We start from the raw sequence: 17,279 nt of genomic DNA on the forward strand, positions 1-17,279 counted from the left end.
ATTCGGCGACTTGAAGCCTGCTGCGCTTGAGGCGAGCGTTTGTCAGTGGCGCAAAAAAAAACCGCTGCTCCCGAAGAAGCAGCGGCTTTTTTCAAAGAACCGCGTAAGGCTTAGTAACCCAGCGCGAAGTCTTCTTCTTTCATGTCCATCAGGTTGTTCGCGCCCGACAGCATGGTTGCCACGTGGGTACGGGTACGCGGCAGGATGCGCTGGAAGTAGAAGCGCGCGGTCTGCAGCTTGGCGGTGTAGAAAGCTTCTTCGGTGGTGCCGGCTGCGAGTTTTTCCGCCGCCAGGCGCGCCATGTCGGCCCAGAAATAGGCCAGGCAGGCGTAGCCGGAGTACATCAGGTAGTCCACCGATGCCGCGCCCACTTCTTCACGATCCTTCATGGCCGCCATGCCGACCTTCATGGTCAGCTCGCCCCATTCCTTGTTCAGCGCAGCCAGGGGTTCGACGAACTCCTTGACCGCTTCGTTGCCTTCGTTGCTCTGGCAGAACTTGTGGACGATCTTGGTGAAGCCCTTGAGTGCCTCGCCCTGGGTCATCAGCACTTTACGGCCCAGCAGGTCGAGGGCCTGGATGCCGGTGGTGCCTTCGTACAGCATCGAAATACGGCTGTCGCGAACGTTCTGCTCCATGCCCCACTCGGCGATGAAGCCGTGGCCGCCGTAGATCTGCACGCCATGGTTGGCCGATTCGAAACCGACTTCGGTCATGAAGGCCTTGGCGATCGGCGTCATGAAGGCCAGCAGCGCATCAGCTTTTTTCTTCTCTTCTTCGTCCACACCATACTTGACGATATCGACCTGCTTGGCGGTGAAGTACACCATCGCTCGGTTACCTTCGGCGAAGGCCTTCATGGTCAGCAGCATGCGACGCACATCAGGGTGAACGATGATCGGGTCAGCGGCCTTGTCTGGCGCTTTCGGCCCCGTCAGGGAACGCATTTGCAGACGGTCGCGAGCGTACTTCAGGCCGCCTTGGAAGCCGATCTCGGCGTGGGCCAGGCCTTGCAGCGCGGTGCCCAGGCGTGCGGTGTTCATGAAGGTGAACATGCAGTTCAGGCCTTTGTTCGCCGGGCCGATCAGGTAACCGGTGGCCGCGTCGAAGTTCATCACGCAAGTGGCGTTGCCGTGAATGCCCATCTTGTGTTCCAGGGAACCACAGCTCACCGCGTTGCGCTGACCGATGGAGCCGTCGGCGTTAGGCAGGAATTTTGGAACGATGAACAGCGAAATGCCCTTGGTGCCAGCCGGTGCGTCCGGCAGGCGTGCCAGCACGATGTGGACGATGTTGTCGGCCATGTCGTGTTCACCGGCCGAAATGAAGATCTTCGTACCGGAAACCTTGTAGGAACCGTCGGCCTGAGGCTCGGCCTTGGTGCGCAGCATGCCCAGGTCGGTGCCACAGTGCGGTTCGGTCAGGCACATGGTGCCGGTCCATTCGCCGGACACCAGCTTGGTCAAGTAGGCCTCTTGCTGTTCGGGCGTACCGTGCTCGGAAATGGTGTTCATCGCGCCATGGGAAAGGCCCGGGTACATGCCCCACGACCAGTTGGCTTCACCGACCATCTCGCTGACCGCCAGGCCCAGGGATTCCGGCAGGCCTTGACCGCCATGCTCGACGTCGTGGGCCAGGCTTGGCCAGCCGCCTTCGACGAATTGCTTGTAGGCTTCCTTGAAGCCGGTCGGGGTTTTCACGCCGGACTCGCTCCAAGTGCAACCTTCGATGTCGCCCACACGGTTCAGCGGAGCCAACACCTGCTCACAAAACTTGGCGCCTTCTTCGAGAATGGCGTCAACCATGTCCGGAGTTGCGTCCTGGCAAGCCGGAAGGCTCTGATAATGCGCTTCGTAGCCAAGCAGTTCGTCACGAACGAAGCGAATATCACGCAAGGGGGCCTTGTAGTCAGGCATAGCGATAAACCTCTGCTGATGTAACCGGGGATGAACGACCGCGTGGATTTGTTGTAGCGGTCAAACAGTTGTTTGAAACATACGTTTACGCCCAAATCTTGTCAAGCGCCGATCTTTTGCCGTTCGTCATCAGCCTGAGAAAAATGTCGGACACAGGAAACCCATCGCCCTGAAGAATCCGCGATGCGCGTAGGAAAAGATTAGTTGAGCAATAAGACGTTAGAGACAAAAACGCCGCGAATAATCGCGGCGTTTTGGCAAAATCTGAAGAACAGGATCAGGCAAAAGTATCGATCAATGTCCCGAGCATTTCGTCGGATGCCTTGGCGACGTTGGCACCCAGTTGCACCTGGAACTTGCCCTGGGCCATTTCGACCATGTTAGCGGCCTGGTCCGACTGCTGGCTACGATCCACTGACCGCAAGCGATCAACCTGGACTTCCGAGGACTGGCTGATGACCGAACGCTCGATCGTGTTGTTGGCGATCTGGCTGGAGGCCTGATCGACGCGGTTCTGCCCTGTCTGAATCGTGCTCAGACCGGCATAGAATGCGGTGTTTCCTGAGATTTCCATGGCAGAGCTCGTCTTCTTGAAGGATCGACAGTGGCCATTGAATCAGAAGCCCCGGGAAAAGGCTCGACAAAAACACTAATGGCACAGTGCCGTGTCATAGGCAAAACCTTGGGGTCTCAGTCCAGCAGATCCAGTTGCAGGTGTCCAGCCACGGCTTCGGCCGTCACGCTCTGGATCCGCGCCACCCTGCCCAGGCACGGCGCCGGAAGTCGCTCGGCCAAGGTTGCCAGGTTTTCTTCCAGGCGCGAGGTGGCCGGGTCGATGATGTTCGCGACCCAACCGGCAAGCTGCAAGCCATCACGGGCGATAGCCTCGGCGGTCAATAACGCGTGGCTGATGCAACCCAGGCGCACACCCACCACCAGAATCACCGGCAAGCCCAGCGCGATCGCCAGATCGGAAAGATTGTCCTGGCCGGCCAGCGGCACGCGCCAACCACCCGCGCCCTCAATCAAGGTGAAATCGGCGCTCAGCGCCAGCACTTCGCGCATCGGGCCGAGCAGCGACTGCACCGTCAACGCAACGCCCGCTTCCCGGGCGGCCAAGTGCGGCGCTATCGCCGGTTCGAACGCCACCGGATTGACCTGTGCATAAGTCAACGGTATCGAGCATTCGGCCAGCAAGGCCAAGGCATCGGCGTTGCGCAGGCCCTTGGGCGTCACGTCGCAGCCAGAGGCCACGGGTTTTCCGGCAGCCGTGCTCATGCCAGCCTGCCGGGCAGCATGCAGCAGGCCCGCCGCGACGGTGGTCTTGCCTACATCGGTGTCGGTGCCGGTAATGAAATAGGCCTTGCTCATAGCGGTTTCTCCAAGACGGCGTAGACCACCTGGTAAGTTGCCGGCAGCCCCTGGGCCTGACGAAACTGCTCATAGGCTTCAACCAGCGCGAGAATCCGCGCCCTGCCCGTCAAGCCACCGGGGCGACCAGGGTTCAGATTATGGGCACCCAAAGCTTTCAATTCATGCGTCAGGCTGCGCACGTCAGGGTAATGCAGCACATGAGGACGATTTTCAAGACTGACGACATTCAGCCCGCTGGCCGCGCAAAGGTGTTGATACGTCTCGAACGCACGGAAACGGTTGACGTGTACCAAGCCATCCACCTGACGCCAGCTGTCGCGCAATTCGTACAAAGTGCCCACGCAGAGGCTGGTAAAGGCCAACACCCCACCCGGCTTCAACACACGATGGGCCTCGCTCAGCACTGCGGCGAAATCCGCGCACCATTGCACCGCCAGGCTGGAGAACACCAGGTCGCAGCTCGCCGCCTGCAAAGGCAGCCGCTCAGCATCACCGGCGACAAAATACGCGGCGCCACCCTGGGGACGCGCATGGTTGAGCATGCCTTCGGCGATATCCAACGCCAGGCCGGTGGTCGCACCAAAACGCGCCCCCAAAGCCCGAGTGAAGTAGCCGGTGCCGCAGCCCAGGTCCAGCCAACGTTGCGGCATGAACGAGGGCGGCAAGCGACCGAGCAATTGCTGGCCCACGTCGCGCTGCAGCTCGGCCACGCTGTCATAGCTGGTCGCCGCCCGGGAAAACGAAGCTGCTACCTGACGCTTGTCGGGCAAGGCAGCGGGCAATGGAGGGAGAGACAAATCAGTCATCGCCGGACTCATGCAAAAAAACCTGGATCGCCGCCGCTATACCGTGAGGGTCCTCCAGAAGGAATCCGTGGCCGGTCTGTTCAATCAGACCGATTTCGACATCCGGCAGCAAGACCAGCAAATCACCCGCGGCCTCGGCCGGCACCAGGGCGTCGAGCCCGGCAAACAGATGCAGTTGCGGGCCTCGGAAACCCTGCAAGGCAGCGCGGGTGTCCAATCGCGCCAGCAGTTCGAGCCCGGCCATCGATGCTTCGGACGAAGTGCTTGGCGCCCCGGCCAACAGCAACCGCGACAACCCGCGTGGATCGTTGCAGCCCTGGGCACACAGCAGACTGAAACGCTTGAGGGTCTGGCGTGGGTCGGCCGCACAGCCGGCGAGAAAGCCATCGAACGTCTGGCCGTCCATCGCGCTCGGCCATTGCTCGTGGGCGACAAAGGACGGATTACTGGCCATGGTCAGCAAACCGCAGCAGCGCTCACCCCGGCGCGCCGCCAGCGCCGAGGCCAGCATGCCGCCCAGGGACCAGCCGCCCAGCCAGGTGTCCTGAGGCACGGTGGCGTCCAATTCTTCGAGCCATTCATCGGGGTCACTCGATAGCAATGCCGGCAACGGCTCGATTTCCACCCGCAAGTGTTCGTCGAGCCCTTGCAAGGCCGCCGCCAGCGGTTCCAGCGGAGAAACACCCAAGCCCCAACCGGGCAGCAAAATCAATCGATCACGCATGGCTTGGCTCCGGTCCCAACAGGGCAAAACACTCGGCCAGTGCATTCAACAATAGCTGCACCTGGGCCTCGCTGTGGGCGGCGGTCAGGGTCACGCGCAAACGAGCGCTGCCGGCCGGCACGGTGGGTGGGCGGATCGCCGTGACCATCAGTCCCCGCTCACGCAGCATCTGCGACAAGCGCATGGCCCGCCCCGCATCGCCCACCAGGATCGGCTGGATCGGCGTGAAGCTGTCCATCAATTGCAGGCCGATCTGCTCGGCACCCTGGCGGAACTGGCGGATCAGCACCTGCAGGTGTTCGCGCCGCCAATGCTCGTCGCGCAGCAGTTCAAGGCTCTTGAGCGTGGCGCAGGCCAGGGCCGGCGGTTGGCTGGTGGTGTAGATGTAGGGACGCGCGAACTGGATCAGGCTTTCGATCAGCTCCTCGCTACCGGCGACGAAGGCACCGGCGGTGCCGAAGGCCTTGCCCAGGGTACCGACCAGCACCGGCACGTCGTCCTGGCTCAAGCCGAAATGTTCGACAATACCGCCGCCATGAGCCCCCAGCGGACCGAAGCCGTGGGCATCGTCGACCATCAGCCAGGCGCCCCGGGCCTTTGCCTCACGGGCCAGAGCCGGCAGGTCGGCAATGTCGCCGTCCATGCTGAATACACCGTCGGTGACCACCAGGGTATTGCCCGTGGCTTTCTCCAGACGACTGGCCAGGCTCTGGGCATCGTTGTGCAGGTATCGGTTGAAACGCGCACCGGACAACAGCCCGGCGTCGAGCAGCGAAGCATGGTTGAGGCGGTCTTCCAGCACCGTATCGCCCTGCCCCACCAGCGCGGTGACCGCGCCGAGGTTGGCCATGTAACCGGTGGTGAACAGCAACGCCCGCGGACGCCCCGTCAGGTCGGCCAACGCTTCTTCCAAGGCGTGATGAGGGCTGCTGTGGCCGATCACCAAATGGGAGGCGCCACCTCCGACTCCCCAACGTGCCGCGCCGGCGCGCCAGGCCTCGATCACTTGCGGGTGATTGGCCAGGCCCAGGTAATCGTTGTTGCAGAACGCCAGCAATGGCTGGCCGTCCACCACCACGTCCGGGCCCTGGGGGCTTTCGAGCAGCGGGCGCTGGCGGTAGAGGTTGTCGGCACGACGGGCAGCCAGGCGTGCGGCGAGATCGAAGGGCATGCAGGCCTCGGGGTGAACCGTTTATGGACGGAGTGAGATCCCTGTGGGAGCGAGCTTGCTCGCGATAAGGCCATTACATTCGACATCTCTGTCGGCTGTTATACCGCCATCGCGAGCAAGCTCGCTCCCACAGGGTCTTGCATTCCAATCTGGGAATCGGTGAGCAATCAAACTGCGGCGTTGTAAAACTGCTCGCTGCTCTTCTGCTCCACCAGCGCCTGTTCGATCGCCGCCTGGTGCACTTCGTCGGCATGTTCTTCGCGGGCTTCGGGCTGGATGCCCAGGCGTGCAAACAATTGCATGTCCTTGTCGGCTTGCGGGTTGGCGGTGGTCAACAGCTTGTCGCCATAGAAAATCGAGTTGGCGCCGGCAAAAAACGCCAGGGCCTGCATCTGCTCGTTCATCGCCTCACGGCCAGCGGACAGGCGCACATGGGACTGGGGCATCATGATCCGCGCCACGGCAAGCATGCGGATGAAATCGAACGGATCGATGTCTTCGGCATTCTCCAGCGGCGTGCCGGCGACTTTGACCAGCATGTTGATCGGTACCGATTCCGGGTGCTCCGGCAGGTTCGCCAGTTGGATCAGCAGGTTGGCGCGGTCGTCCAGGGACTCGCCCATGCCCAAGATGCCGCCGGAGCAGATCTTCATCCCCGAATCACGCACATAGGCCAGGGTCTGCAGGCGCTCGCTGTAGGTACGGGTGGTAATGATGCTGCCGTAGAACTCCGGCGAGGTATCGAGGTTGTGGTTGTAGTAGTCCAGGCCAGCCTGGGCCAGCGCTTCGGTCTGTTCCTGGTCGAGGCGGCCCAGGGTCATGCAGGTTTCCAGGCCCATGGCCTTCACGCCTTTGACCATTTCCAGCACATACGGCATGTCCTTGGCCGATGGATGTTTCCAGGCCGCGCCCATGCAGAAACGGGTCGAACCAATGGCCTTGGCCCGCGCAGCCTCTTCGAGGACCTTCTGCACTTCGAGCAATTTCTCTTTATCCAGACCGGTGTTGTAGTGACCGGACTGCGGACAATATTTGCAATCTTCCGGGCAAGCGCCGGTCTTGATCGACAGCAGCGTGGAAACCTGGACGCGGTTGGCGTCGAAGTGCGCGCGGTGCACGGTCTGCGCCTGGAACAACAGGTCATTGAATGGCTGGACAAAGAGTGCTTTGACTTCGGCCAAAGACCAGTCATGACGCAGGTTGGCAGTGGTGCTGGCGCTCATGGGCATTTCCTTGATTATGCTTGGCTGGCGCCTGGGGCATGCAATACCCACAGGCGCGACACGGATGTTCGGCATATTTAAGGAAGAGTCATGCGCTGTCAACCACGATACAAGGGACCGGTTTACATCTGGTTAAAAAACAAACAATCCTGCCTACTGTGCGGCGAAAGCACTGATACCCCGCAGCCTATCTGCACCCCTTGCGAAAGCGAGCTGCCTTGGCTCGGCGAACAATGCAGCATTTGCGCCCTGCCACTGCCCATGGCCGGGCTGCGTTGCGGCCAATGTGCCTCGCGGCCACCGGCCTTCGAGCGGGTCCTGGCGCCCTGGACCTACGATTTCCCGGTGGACAGCCTGATCACCCGTTTCAAGCATCAGGCGAAATGGCCCCTGGGCCGGCTGCTGGGCGAACTGCTGGCGCAATCGCTGCAACATCATTTCGACGAAGGGCTGGAACGGCCCGATGCACTGGTACCGGTGCCACTGGCAACCCGGCGTTTGCGCCAGCGCGGTTTCAACCAGGCGGCACTGCTGGCCCGCTGGCTCAGTGGGCCGCTGGTGATCCCTTGCGAAGAACACCTGCTGCGACGCACCCAGGACACGCCCGCCCAACAGGCCCTCGACGCCAGGGCCCGGCGACAAAACCTGCGCCAGGCCTTTGCCCTCGCACCCCAGGCAACGTTACGCAATCGTCACCTGGCGTTGGTCGACGATGTGCTCACCACTGGTGCCACCGCCCAGGCCCTGGCCGCCCTGTTACTCGATGCCGGCGCTGCACGGGTCGATGTGTATTGCCTGGCCCGCACGCCGAAACCCGGTGAACCGGCTTGACGTGCCGCGCCCAAGGCGCCAACGTCCCTCATCGACTTTTGCACGCAGCTTGCCGTCATGTCATTGCCTACGCTTCTGACCCAGCACATCGTTCGGCGACCACAACGCATCGCCCTGTTGCAACACATCGCCGAACAGGGCTCGATCACCCGCGCCGCCAAGAGCGCGGGCCTGAGCTACAAGGCGGCATGGGATGCGATCGATGAGCTGAACAACCTCGCCGACCATCCGTTGGTGGAACGTAGCGTCGGCGGCAAGGGCGGTGGCGGCGCCAAGCTGTCGGAGGAAGGCCAACGAGTGCTGCGCCTGTATCAGCGCCTGCAAGCGCTACAGGCGCAACTGCTGGAAGCCAGCGAAGACGCCGGGGACCTGGGCCTGCTCAGTCGCCTGATGCTGCGCACCAGTGCCCGCAATCAATTGCATGGCAAGATCCTGGGCATCGAGGCCCAGGGACACAACGACCGGATCCGCCTGGAACTGGCCCGGGGCCTGGTCATCGAAGCGCAGATCACCCATGACAGCACACTGCGCCTGGAGCTGGATGTCGGCACCGACGTCGTGGCGCTGATCAAGGCCGGCTGGCTGGAATTACACCCAGTCGAACAAACGCAAAAGCCCGGGATCAATACGCTGCGCGGCATGATCGAGCAGGTCGACGCCGCCCAAGACGGCCCCAGCGAAGTGCGCATCGGCCTGCCCAACGGCCAGACGCTGTGCGCCCTGGCCGCCCCGCTTCAGTTGCAAGCGCAGAACCTGGCAGCCGGCTCGCCGGTGCAAGTGACGTTTTCAGCGACAAATGTGCTGCTCGGCACACCGCTGTAGCGCGTTGCAACAATAGCTTCATCGACCCGCTTTAAGGTGACTGCCAAAACCAGCAGGGAGCCTGATGATGAGCCTATTAGAAGAAAACCAATCCACCGACCTGGAAAAGATCGTCGGCCTGAGCCGGCGCCGTTTCATCAGCGCCGGCGCCCTGTGCGGCGCGGCGATGTTCCTCGGCGGCAACCTGCTGAGCCGCAGCGTGCTGGCCGCCGCCGTGAGCGAAGGCAACAGCCGGCTGTTGGGTTTCAACAGCATCGCCGCCGCCACGGCCGACACCGTCACGCTGCCGCCGGGCTACAAAGCTTCGGTGCTGATCAGTTGGGGCCAGCCGCTGCAGAAAAATGCACCGGCGTTCGACCCCAGTGGCAATGGAACTGCCCGCGCACAGGAAGTGCAGTTTGGCGACAACAACGACGGCATGAGCCTGTTCGAATTCCCCGGCGACAAGAACCGGGCGCTGATGGCGATCAACAACGAATACACCAACTACCGCTACCTCTTTCCCCACGGTGGCCAGCCGCAGTCGGCCGAAGACGTGCACAAGGCCCAGGCCAGCGAAGGGGTGTCGGTCATCGAGGTCCAGCGTCGTCGCGGGCAGTGGCAGTTCGTCCAGGAGTCGCGCTACAACCGCAGGATCCACGGCAACACGCCGATGCGCCTGCGTGGCCCGGCCGCCGGCCACGACCTGCTGAAAACCAGTGCCGACAAGAGCGGCAAGAAAGTGCTGGGCACCTTCCAGAACTGCGCCAACGGCATGACGCCGTGGGGCACCTACCTGACCTGCGAAGAAAACTTCACCGACTGCTTCGGCAGCAGCAAGACCGACCTGCAGTTCGATGAGGCGCAAAAGCGCTATGGCGCCACCGTCACCAGCCGCGAGATCAACTGGCACCTGTACGACCCGCGTTTCGACCTGGCGAAGAACCCCAACGAACTCAATCGCCATGGCTGGGTGGTGGAAATCGATCCGTTCGATCCAGAATCCACGCCGGTGAAACGCACCGCCCTGGGCCGCTTCAAACACGAAAACGCCGCCCTGGCACAAACCAGCGACGGTCGCGCCGTGGTGTACATGGGTGACGATGAGCGCGGTGAATTCATCTACAAGTTCGTCAGCCGCGAGCGCATCAACCATCGCAATGCCAAGGCCAACCGCAACTTGCTGGACCACGGCACCTTGTACGTGGCGCGCTTCGATGCCGGCGACGGCAACCCGGACCATCCCAAAGGCAAGGGCCAGTGGATCGAGCTGACCCACGGCAAGAACGGCCTCGACGCCAGCAGTGGCTTCGCCGATCAGGCCGAGGTGCTGATCCATGCGCGCCTGGCCGCCAGCGCCGTGGGTGCCACCCGCATGGACCGTCCTGAATGGATCGTGGTCAGCCCGAAAGACGGCCAGGTCTATTGCACGTTGACCAACAACTCCAAGCGCGGCGAAGACGGCCAACCGGTGGACGGGCCGAACCCTCGGGCCAAGAACGTCTACGGGCAGATCCTGCGCTGGCGCACCGACCGCGACGATCATGCCTCCAAGACCTTTTCCTGGGATCTGTTCGTGGTCGCCGGCAACCCAACGGTACACGCCGGCACGCCGAAAGCCGGGTCGTCCAACATCAACCCGCAGAACATGTTCAACAGCCCCGACGGCCTGGGCTTCGACAAAGCCGGCCGGCTGTGGATTCTCACCGACGGCGACTCCAGCAACGCCGGGGACTTCGCCGGCATGGGCAACAACCAGATGCTCTGCGCCGACCCCAACAGTGGCGAAATCCGCCGCTTCATGGTCGGACCGGTGGGCTGCGAAGTGACCGGGATCAGTTTTGCCCCGGACCAGAAAGCCTTGTTCGTCGGGATCCAGCATCCAGGGGAAAACGGTGGTTCGACCTTCCCGGAGCACCTGCCCAACGGCAAGCCGCGGTCTTCGGTGATGGTGATTACCCGGGAAGATGGCGGGGTCATCGGCGCCTGACAGGGCCTCATCGCGAGCAACCTTGCTCCCACAATGATTCCGCTATCCCTGTGGGAGCGAGCTTGCTCGCGATAGCTGTCAGCACAGCCGCCACCTATCTGCCTCTGTCTGCGCTACCATGCTGTGCCGGACGCGGCAGACCTGCCGCTGCGCAGGAGTCAGCATGTCCCATCCGTTCGAAACCCTCACGCCCGACCTGGTGCTCGATGCCGTTGAAAGCATCGGTTTTCTCAGCGACGCCCGCGTGTTGGCCCTCAACAGCTACGAGAACCGCGTCTATCAGGTCGGCATCGAAGATTCCGAGCCGCTGATCGCCAAGTTCTATCGCCCCCAGCGCTGGACCAACGAAGCGATCCTGGAAGAGCACAGCTTTACCTTCGAACTGGCCGAATACGAAGTGCCCGTGGTAGCGCCGCTGATCCACAACGGCGCCAGCCTGCACGAACACGCCGGGTTTCGTTTCACCCTGTTTCCTCGTCGCGGTGGCCGAGCGCCGGAGCCGGGCAATCTCGACCAACTCTATCGCCTGGGACAATTGCTCGGGCGCTTGCACGCGCTCGGGGCGACCCGGCCGTTCGAGCATCGCGAAGCCCTGGGCGTGAAAAATTTCGGCCACGATTCACTGGCCACCGTGCTGGCCAGCGGCTTCGTTCCCCGCAGCCTGCTGCCGGCCTACGAGTCGGTCGCCCGGGACTTGCTCAAGCGCGTCGAAGAGGTCTACGCCGCCACGCCCCACCAGAACATCCGCATGCACGGCGATTGCCACCCCGGCAACATGATGTGCCGCGACGAGGTGTTCCACATCGTCGACCTGGACGACTGTCGAATGGGCCCGGCGGTGCAGGACCTGTGGATGATGCTCGCCGGCGATCGCCAGGAATGCCTGGGGCAATTGTCGGAACTGATGGACGGCTACCGTGAGTTCCACGACTTCGACCCCCGTGAGTTGGCGCTGATCGAGCCGCTGCGGGCCCTGCGGCTGATGCACTACAGCGCCTGGCTGGCGCGGCGCTGGGACGACCCGGCGTTCCCCCGCAGCTTCCCGTGGTTCGGCAGCGAACGCTACTGGGGCGACCAGGTGCTGGCATTGCGCGAGCAATTGGCGGCGCTCAATGAAGAGCCGTTGAAGTTGTTCTGATTGGCTTCAGCAGTCACCGCGCCACCTTTGTGGGAGCGGGCTTGCTCGCGAAGACGGAGGAACATTCAATATTCATGTCGACTGACCCACCGCTTTCGCGAGCAAGCCCGCTCCCACAGAGGGATCTGTGCCGGGGCCAGAACGCTCACAAAGGTTCACAGCACAATCTGACAAATCTCCTTACAATCACACCTTTGTTAGCTGCCTAAGCAAGGATTCTGCATGCAAGCCGCCAACCCGCGTCGCGGGTATATCCTGGGCCTGAGTGCCTACATCATCTGGGGTCTGTTCCCGATCTACTTCAAGGCCATCGCCAGCGTACCGTCAGTGGAAATCATCATCCACCGGGTGCTGTGGTCGGCCCTGTTCGGCGCGGCGTTGCTGCTGGTCTGGAAACACCCGGGCTGGTGGCGCGAACTGCGGGACAATCCACAGCGCCTGGCGATTCTCGCCCTGAGCGGGACACTGATCGCGGCCAACTGGCTGACCTACGTCTGGGCGGTGAACAACGAACGCATGCTCGAAGCCAGCCTGGGTTACTACATCAACCCGCTGGTGAACGTCTTGCTGGGCATGTTGCTCCTCGGCGAGCGCCTGCGCCGCATGCAATGGCTGGCAGTGGGGCTGGCGGCCGTCGGCGTGGCGCAGCAGGTCTGGCAAGTGGGCAGCCTGCCCTGGGTGTCGCTGGTGCTGGCGCTGACCTTCGGTTTCTATGGGCTGATCCGCAAACAAGCGCCGGTCAAGGCCTTGCCGGGGCTGGTGGTGGAAACCTGGATGCTGGTGCCGATCGCCATCGCCTGGTTGCTGTTCAATCCCACGGCCACCAGTGCCCAGGCCGCTTTCTGGACCACCTCCGAAGCCTGGTGGCTGGTAGCAGCCGGCCCTGTGACCCTGGTCCCGCTGGTGTGCTTCAATGCCGCGGCTCGGCATTTGCCCTACACCACCCTGGGGTTTCTCCAGTACATCGCACCGACGCTGGTGCTATTGCTCGCCGTGCTGCTGTTCGGCGAGCACCTGTCGTCCAGCACGCTGGTGGCGTTCCTGTTCATCTGGGCCGGGCTGGCGGTGTACAGCGTCGATGCGGTGATCAGCATGCGCCGGCGTAGTTGATCAAAAAACGCACAAACCTCTACAGGCCACGTCCGCCGTGGCCTGCGCTTATTCTTCCCAAGGTTATCCACAGCGTGATCCCCGCCGTTTGTGCACAAGCCCTTGAAATCTGGTGATTTTTTGATCATTGGCCGCTGAGCCCCGGCGGGTCTGGGCTGGGGCCGGGTCTCTACAGGTTATCCACAGGCAGGCGCAGTTTTTCCTTGGATAACCTTCATTGCACTTCGTCGCTGAGCTTGAGTTCCACCATCAACTCATCGGCCAAGGTTTCCAGACGCTCCTGCAAGGTCTCCAGCGACAGGGTCAAGGGCACGCCCAGGATCGCTTCGGCATGAAACAGCAGCTCACTGCTCATCGGCGCCGGCCGGACATGGGTCACCAGACGCTCGACATTGACACCCTGCTCGCTCAACAACCGGGTGATATCCCGCACGATGCCGGGACGATCGTTGCCCACCAGTTCCATGGTGATGGGTTTCCAGGTGCAGGACTCCTCAACGGCGCTTTCAGCGATCAGTACGCGGATGCCATGGGCCGCCAGCCCCTGCAAGGCTTCGATCAATTCTTCATGGGCCTCGGCCGGGGCGCTGAAGCGCACGATCCCGGCAAATTGCCCGGCCAGGTGCGCCATGCGGCTTTCCAGCCAGTTGCCGCCATGTTCGGCAATGCACTCGGCGATGCGCTCGACCTGCCCAGGCTTGTCCGGGGCGAAAACAGTGATGACGAGGTGGTCCATGGCGCAGTCCTCTTGTTGATGGAAGGGACAGTATAGGCAGGACGCACAAGTCCTGTGGCGAGGGGATTTATCCCCGTTGGGCTGCCAAGCAGCCCCCCCCAAGACATTCAACTCAAACTGTCTGATACACCGAAGTGACGGAGTTAGGGCCGCTTCGCGCCCCAACGGGGATAAATCCCCTCGCCACAGGGACTCGTGCGCCCACGTCAATCGTGTACAAGTTTGAATATTTATCTGGAACAATCCCCAGTTTTTTTGAGAACATCCTGTGCCGTGTCGTGACTGTACTGCTTTAGTCGGTCGCGGAACGACGCAATTAGTCTAATTTTCACAACCGCAACCGATCATGTAGTATGCCGCAGCACGCACTACATAATTGCGATACCCCTGTTGTACCGATGTCTGCTTAAGGCCAGTCGCATCCCTGAAAAGCCCCGTCAGCAAGGCTTGAATACCCAGCCGCCAGCGATGGCATGTACTGGTTCCGGGGTTTGTGGTTTAAATGTCCCGAGGCTTCATTGTCAAAATCGAAGAGCTGAAAAGCGAAATAGCTGAGCAGAGTGAGGCAAGCAATGACTGAACACGTTCAAGTCGGTGGCCTGCAGGTCGCCAAAGTCCTGTTCGACTTCGTGAATAACGAAGCCATTCCCGGAACCGGCCTCACCGCCGACGCGTTCTGGGCCGGTGCCGACAAGGTCATCCACGACCTGGCCCCGAAGAACCAAGCCCTACTCGCCAAACGCGATGATTTCCAGGCGCGGATCGATGCCTGGCACCAGGCTCGTGCCGGCCAGGCCCACGACGCCGTGGCTTACAAAGCCTTCCTGCAAGACATTGGCTATCTGCTGCCAGAAGCGGCGGATTTCCAGGCCACGACCCAGAACGTCGATGACGAAATCGCCCGCATGGCCGGCCCGCAGCTGGTGGTGCCGGTGATGAATGCCCGCTTCGCCCTCAATGCCTCGAACGCCCGCTGGGGTTCGCTGTACGACGCGCTATACGGCACTGATGCCATCAGCGAAGCCGATGGCGCGGAAAAAGGCAAAGGCTACAACAAGGTGCGCGGCGACAAGGTCATCGCCTTCGCTCGCGCCTTCCTCGACGAAGCGGCCCCCCTGGCGGCCGGCTCCCATGTCGACTCCACCGCGTATAAGATCGTCGACGGCAAACTGGTGGTCGCCCTCAAGGGCGGCAGTAACAGCGGCCTGCGTGACGATGCCCAACTGATCGGCTTCCAGGGCGATGCCTCGGCACCGACTGCCGTGTTGCTGAAACACAACGGCCTGCACTTCGAAATCCAGATCGATGCCAGCACTCCCGTCGGCCAGACCGATGCCGCCGGCGTCAAAGACATCCTGATGGAAGCAGCGCTGACCACCATCATGGACTGCGAAGACTCGGTCGCCGCCGTCGACGCCGATGACAAGGTGGTGATTTACCGCAACTGGCTCGGCTTGATGAAGGGCGACCTGTCGGAAGAAGTCGCCAAGGGCGGCCAGACGTTTACCCGAACCATGAACCCTGACCGTGTCTACACCGCCGTCGATGGCTCGGGCGTGACCCTGCACGGCCGCTCGCTGCTGTTCGTGCGTAACGTCGGCCACCTGATGACCATCGACGCGATTCTGGACAAGCACGGCAACGAAGTGCCGGAAGGCATCCTCGACGGCCTGGTCACCAGCCTGGCGGCGATCCACAGTCTCAACGGCAACACCACGCGCCGCAACAGCCGCACCGGCTCGGTGTACATCGTCAAGCCGAAGATGCACGGCCCGGAAGAAGCCGCGTTCACCAACGAGCTGTTCGGTCGCGTCGAAGACGTGCTGAACCTGCCGCGCAACACCCTCAAGGTCGGGATCATGGACGAGGAGCGCCGTACCACGATCAACCTCAAGGCCTGCATCAAGGCCGCCAGCGAGCGCGTGGTGTTCATCAACACCGGCTTCCTCGACCGTACCGGCGATGAAATCCATACCTCCATGGAAGCCGGTCCGATGGTGCGCAAGGCCGATATGAAGGCCGAGAAGTGGATCGGCGCCTATGAAAACTGGAACGTCGATATCGGCTTGAGCACCGGCCTGCAAGGTCGCGCGCAAATCGGCAAGGGCATGTGGGCGATGCCGGACCTGATGGCCGCGATGCTCGAACAGAAAATCGCTCATCCGCTGGCCGGCGCCAACACCGCGTGGGTTCCCTCGCCGACCGCCGCCGCCCTGCACGCGCTGCATTACCACAAGGTCGACGTGTTCGCTCGCCAGGCCGAACTGGCCAAGCGCGCTCGCGCTTCGGTGGACGACATCCTGACCATCCCGTTGGCCGTCAACCCGAACTGGACGCCGGAGCAGATCAAGAACGAACTGGACAACAATGCCCAGGGCATCCTCGGCTATGTGGTGCGCTGGATCGACCAGGGCGTCGGCTGCTCCAAGGTGCCGGACATCAACGACATCGGCCTGATGGAAGACCGTGCGACGCTGCGTATCTCCAGCCAGCACATCGCCAACTGGCTGCGCCACGGCATCGTCACGCAAGACCAAGTGATGGAAAGCCTCAAGCGCATGGCGTCGGTGGTCGACCGCCAGAACGCCAGCGACCCGTTGTACCGGCCGCTGGCACCAGACTTCGACCGCAACATCGCCTTCCAGGCGGCGGTCGAACTGGTGATCGAAGGCACGAAGCAACCTAACGGCTACACCGAGCCGGTGCTGCACCGTCGCCGTCGCGAGTTCAAGGCAGCCAATGGTTTGTGATTGAGCGGTAGACGCGGCACAAAAAAAGCCCTGATCTTTCGATCAGGGCTTTTTTTGTGCCCCTGTGGGAGCGAGCTTGCTCGCGATAGCGGTGTAGCAGTCAATAACAATTGTTGAATGTCAGGCCGCCATCGCGAGCAAGCTTGCTCCCACATTTGAATGGCGCCAGTCCGCGGCAGACGGCCTTAAAGATCCATCCCCAACTCATGCTTGACCAACCCCAGCAGCTTGTCGGTATCGATCGGCTTGAGCAGAAAGTCCACCACGCTCAAGTGCATGGCTTCGATGGCGTCCTTCACGTCGGCATCGCCCGACACGATGATGATCGGCAGCGCCGCCCGCTCGGACTCGCGCACCAGGCGAACCAGTTCCAGGCCATCGACATTGCCCATGCGCAGGTCGGTGATCAGCAGGCCGATCGACGGCTTGGTTTCCAGCATCTTGAGTGCCGTTTCACCGCTGGCGGCGGTCATGCAGTGAATCCCGTCCAATGCCAGGATCTCCGACAACAACTCACGAGCGTCCTTATCGTCATCAACAATCAAGACGCGCTGCGGCGGCAGGTCAGGTTCCAACATGACGGCACTCAGCGCCTCGCGCTCGGCGTCACTCAAAATATCGTGGTCAGGCATGGTGCTCTCTACGTTCTTTAAATCGATCCCCTGGCACAGTGGTCAGACATCGTTCTGCGGCGCTTCAATGTGCACTT

At 62.0% G+C, this 17,279-nt stretch carries 15 protein-coding genes; 6 read left to right on the forward strand and 9 right to left on the reverse strand.

Annotated features, from left to right (window positions below):
* Positions 1-110: 110 nt before the first annotated feature.
* From AB7M32_RS02060 to bioB, 7 genes are all read right to left on the reverse strand, one after another.
* Positions 111-1,916: a phenylacyl-CoA dehydrogenase gene (locus AB7M32_RS02060; RefSeq protein WP_092202715.1), complete on the reverse strand. Its 1,806-nt coding sequence runs from the start codon at positions 1,914-1,916 to the stop codon at positions 111-113.
* 277 nt (positions 1,917-2,193) lie between these two features.
* The gene (locus AB7M32_RS02065) at positions 2,194-2,490 is read right to left on the reverse strand and encodes a pyrroloquinoline quinone biosynthesis protein PqqE (RefSeq protein ID WP_454248943.1); all 297 of its coding nucleotides are present in this window, start codon (positions 2,488-2,490) and stop codon (positions 2,194-2,196) included.
* 116 nt (positions 2,491-2,606) lie between these two features.
* On the reverse strand, positions 2,607-3,287 hold the full coding sequence (gene bioD / locus AB7M32_RS02070; RefSeq protein ID WP_454248944.1) for a dethiobiotin synthase: 681 nt from the start codon (positions 3,285-3,287) through the stop codon (positions 2,607-2,609).
* A complete protein-coding gene (bioC, locus tag AB7M32_RS02075) occupies positions 3,284-4,096 on the reverse strand; it encodes a malonyl-ACP O-methyltransferase BioC (protein ID WP_454248945.1) in 813 nt (270 codons plus the stop codon). The genes bioD and bioC overlap by 4 nt, the downstream gene beginning before the upstream one ends.
* Entirely contained in the window at positions 4,089-4,820 is a 732-nt protein-coding gene (locus AB7M32_RS02080) for an alpha/beta fold hydrolase (RefSeq protein WP_454248946.1), read from the reverse strand. The genes bioC and AB7M32_RS02080 overlap by 8 nt, the downstream gene beginning before the upstream one ends.
* On the reverse strand, positions 4,813-5,991 hold the full coding sequence (gene bioF / locus AB7M32_RS02085) for an 8-amino-7-oxononanoate synthase (protein ID WP_454248947.1): 1,179 nt from the start codon (positions 5,989-5,991) through the stop codon (positions 4,813-4,815). The genes AB7M32_RS02080 and bioF overlap by 8 nt, the downstream gene beginning before the upstream one ends.
* Before the next feature lie 167 nt (positions 5,992-6,158).
* The gene (gene bioB, locus AB7M32_RS02090) at positions 6,159-7,214 is read right to left on the reverse strand and encodes a biotin synthase BioB (protein WP_014340550.1); all 1,056 of its coding nucleotides are present in this window, start codon (positions 7,212-7,214) and stop codon (positions 6,159-6,161) included.
* A 90-nt stretch (positions 7,215-7,304) separates the two neighbouring features.
* Here bioB and AB7M32_RS02095 point away from each other — a divergent pair, with 90 nt between their 5' ends.
* The 5 genes from AB7M32_RS02095 to rarD all read left to right on the forward strand — a co-directional run bounded on the left by AB7M32_RS02095 (position 7,305) and on the right by rarD (position 13,084).
* Positions 7,305-8,045, forward strand: coding sequence for a double zinc ribbon domain-containing protein (locus AB7M32_RS02095; protein WP_454248948.1), 741 nt, complete (start codon positions 7,305-7,307; stop codon positions 8,043-8,045).
* Between the two features lie 57 nt (positions 8,046-8,102).
* Positions 8,103-8,867 carry a TOBE domain-containing protein gene (locus tag AB7M32_RS02100; protein WP_454248949.1) on the forward strand — a complete coding sequence of 255 codons (765 nt, stop codon included), beginning with the start codon at positions 8,103-8,105 and terminating at the stop codon, positions 8,865-8,867.
* Between the two features lie 67 nt (positions 8,868-8,934).
* Entirely contained in the window at positions 8,935-10,836 is a 1,902-nt protein-coding gene (locus AB7M32_RS02105) for a PhoX family protein (protein WP_454248950.1), read from the forward strand.
* 163 nt (positions 10,837-10,999) lie between these two features.
* Positions 11,000-11,974: a serine/threonine protein kinase gene (locus tag AB7M32_RS02110; protein WP_060740323.1), complete on the forward strand. Its 975-nt coding sequence runs from the start codon at positions 11,000-11,002 to the stop codon at positions 11,972-11,974.
* Positions 11,975-12,196: 222 nt separating this feature from the next.
* Complete coding sequence (rarD, locus tag AB7M32_RS02115) at positions 12,197-13,084, forward strand: EamA family transporter RarD (RefSeq protein WP_454248951.1); 888 nt, start codon at positions 12,197-12,199, stop codon at positions 13,082-13,084.
* 214 nt (positions 13,085-13,298) lie between these two features.
* Here rarD and AB7M32_RS02120 read toward each other — a convergent pair whose 3' ends face one another.
* Positions 13,299-13,820: a glycine cleavage system protein R gene (locus AB7M32_RS02120; RefSeq protein ID WP_454248952.1), complete on the reverse strand. Its 522-nt coding sequence runs from the start codon at positions 13,818-13,820 to the stop codon at positions 13,299-13,301.
* 572 nt (positions 13,821-14,392) lie between these two features.
* Between AB7M32_RS02120 and AB7M32_RS02125 the strand changes: the two genes are divergently transcribed.
* The gene (locus AB7M32_RS02125; RefSeq protein WP_454248953.1) at positions 14,393-16,570 is read left to right on the forward strand and encodes a malate synthase G; all 2,178 of its coding nucleotides are present in this window, start codon (positions 14,393-14,395) and stop codon (positions 16,568-16,570) included.
* Positions 16,571-16,755: 185 nt separating this feature from the next.
* Here AB7M32_RS02125 and AB7M32_RS02130 read toward each other — a convergent pair whose 3' ends face one another.
* Positions 16,756-17,202: a response regulator gene (locus AB7M32_RS02130; protein ID WP_092331319.1), complete on the reverse strand. Its 447-nt coding sequence runs from the start codon at positions 17,200-17,202 to the stop codon at positions 16,756-16,758.
* Between the last annotated feature and the right edge of the window lie 77 nt (positions 17,203-17,279).

It is taken from the genome of Pseudomonas sp. R151218B TE3479 (assembly GCF_053629195.1).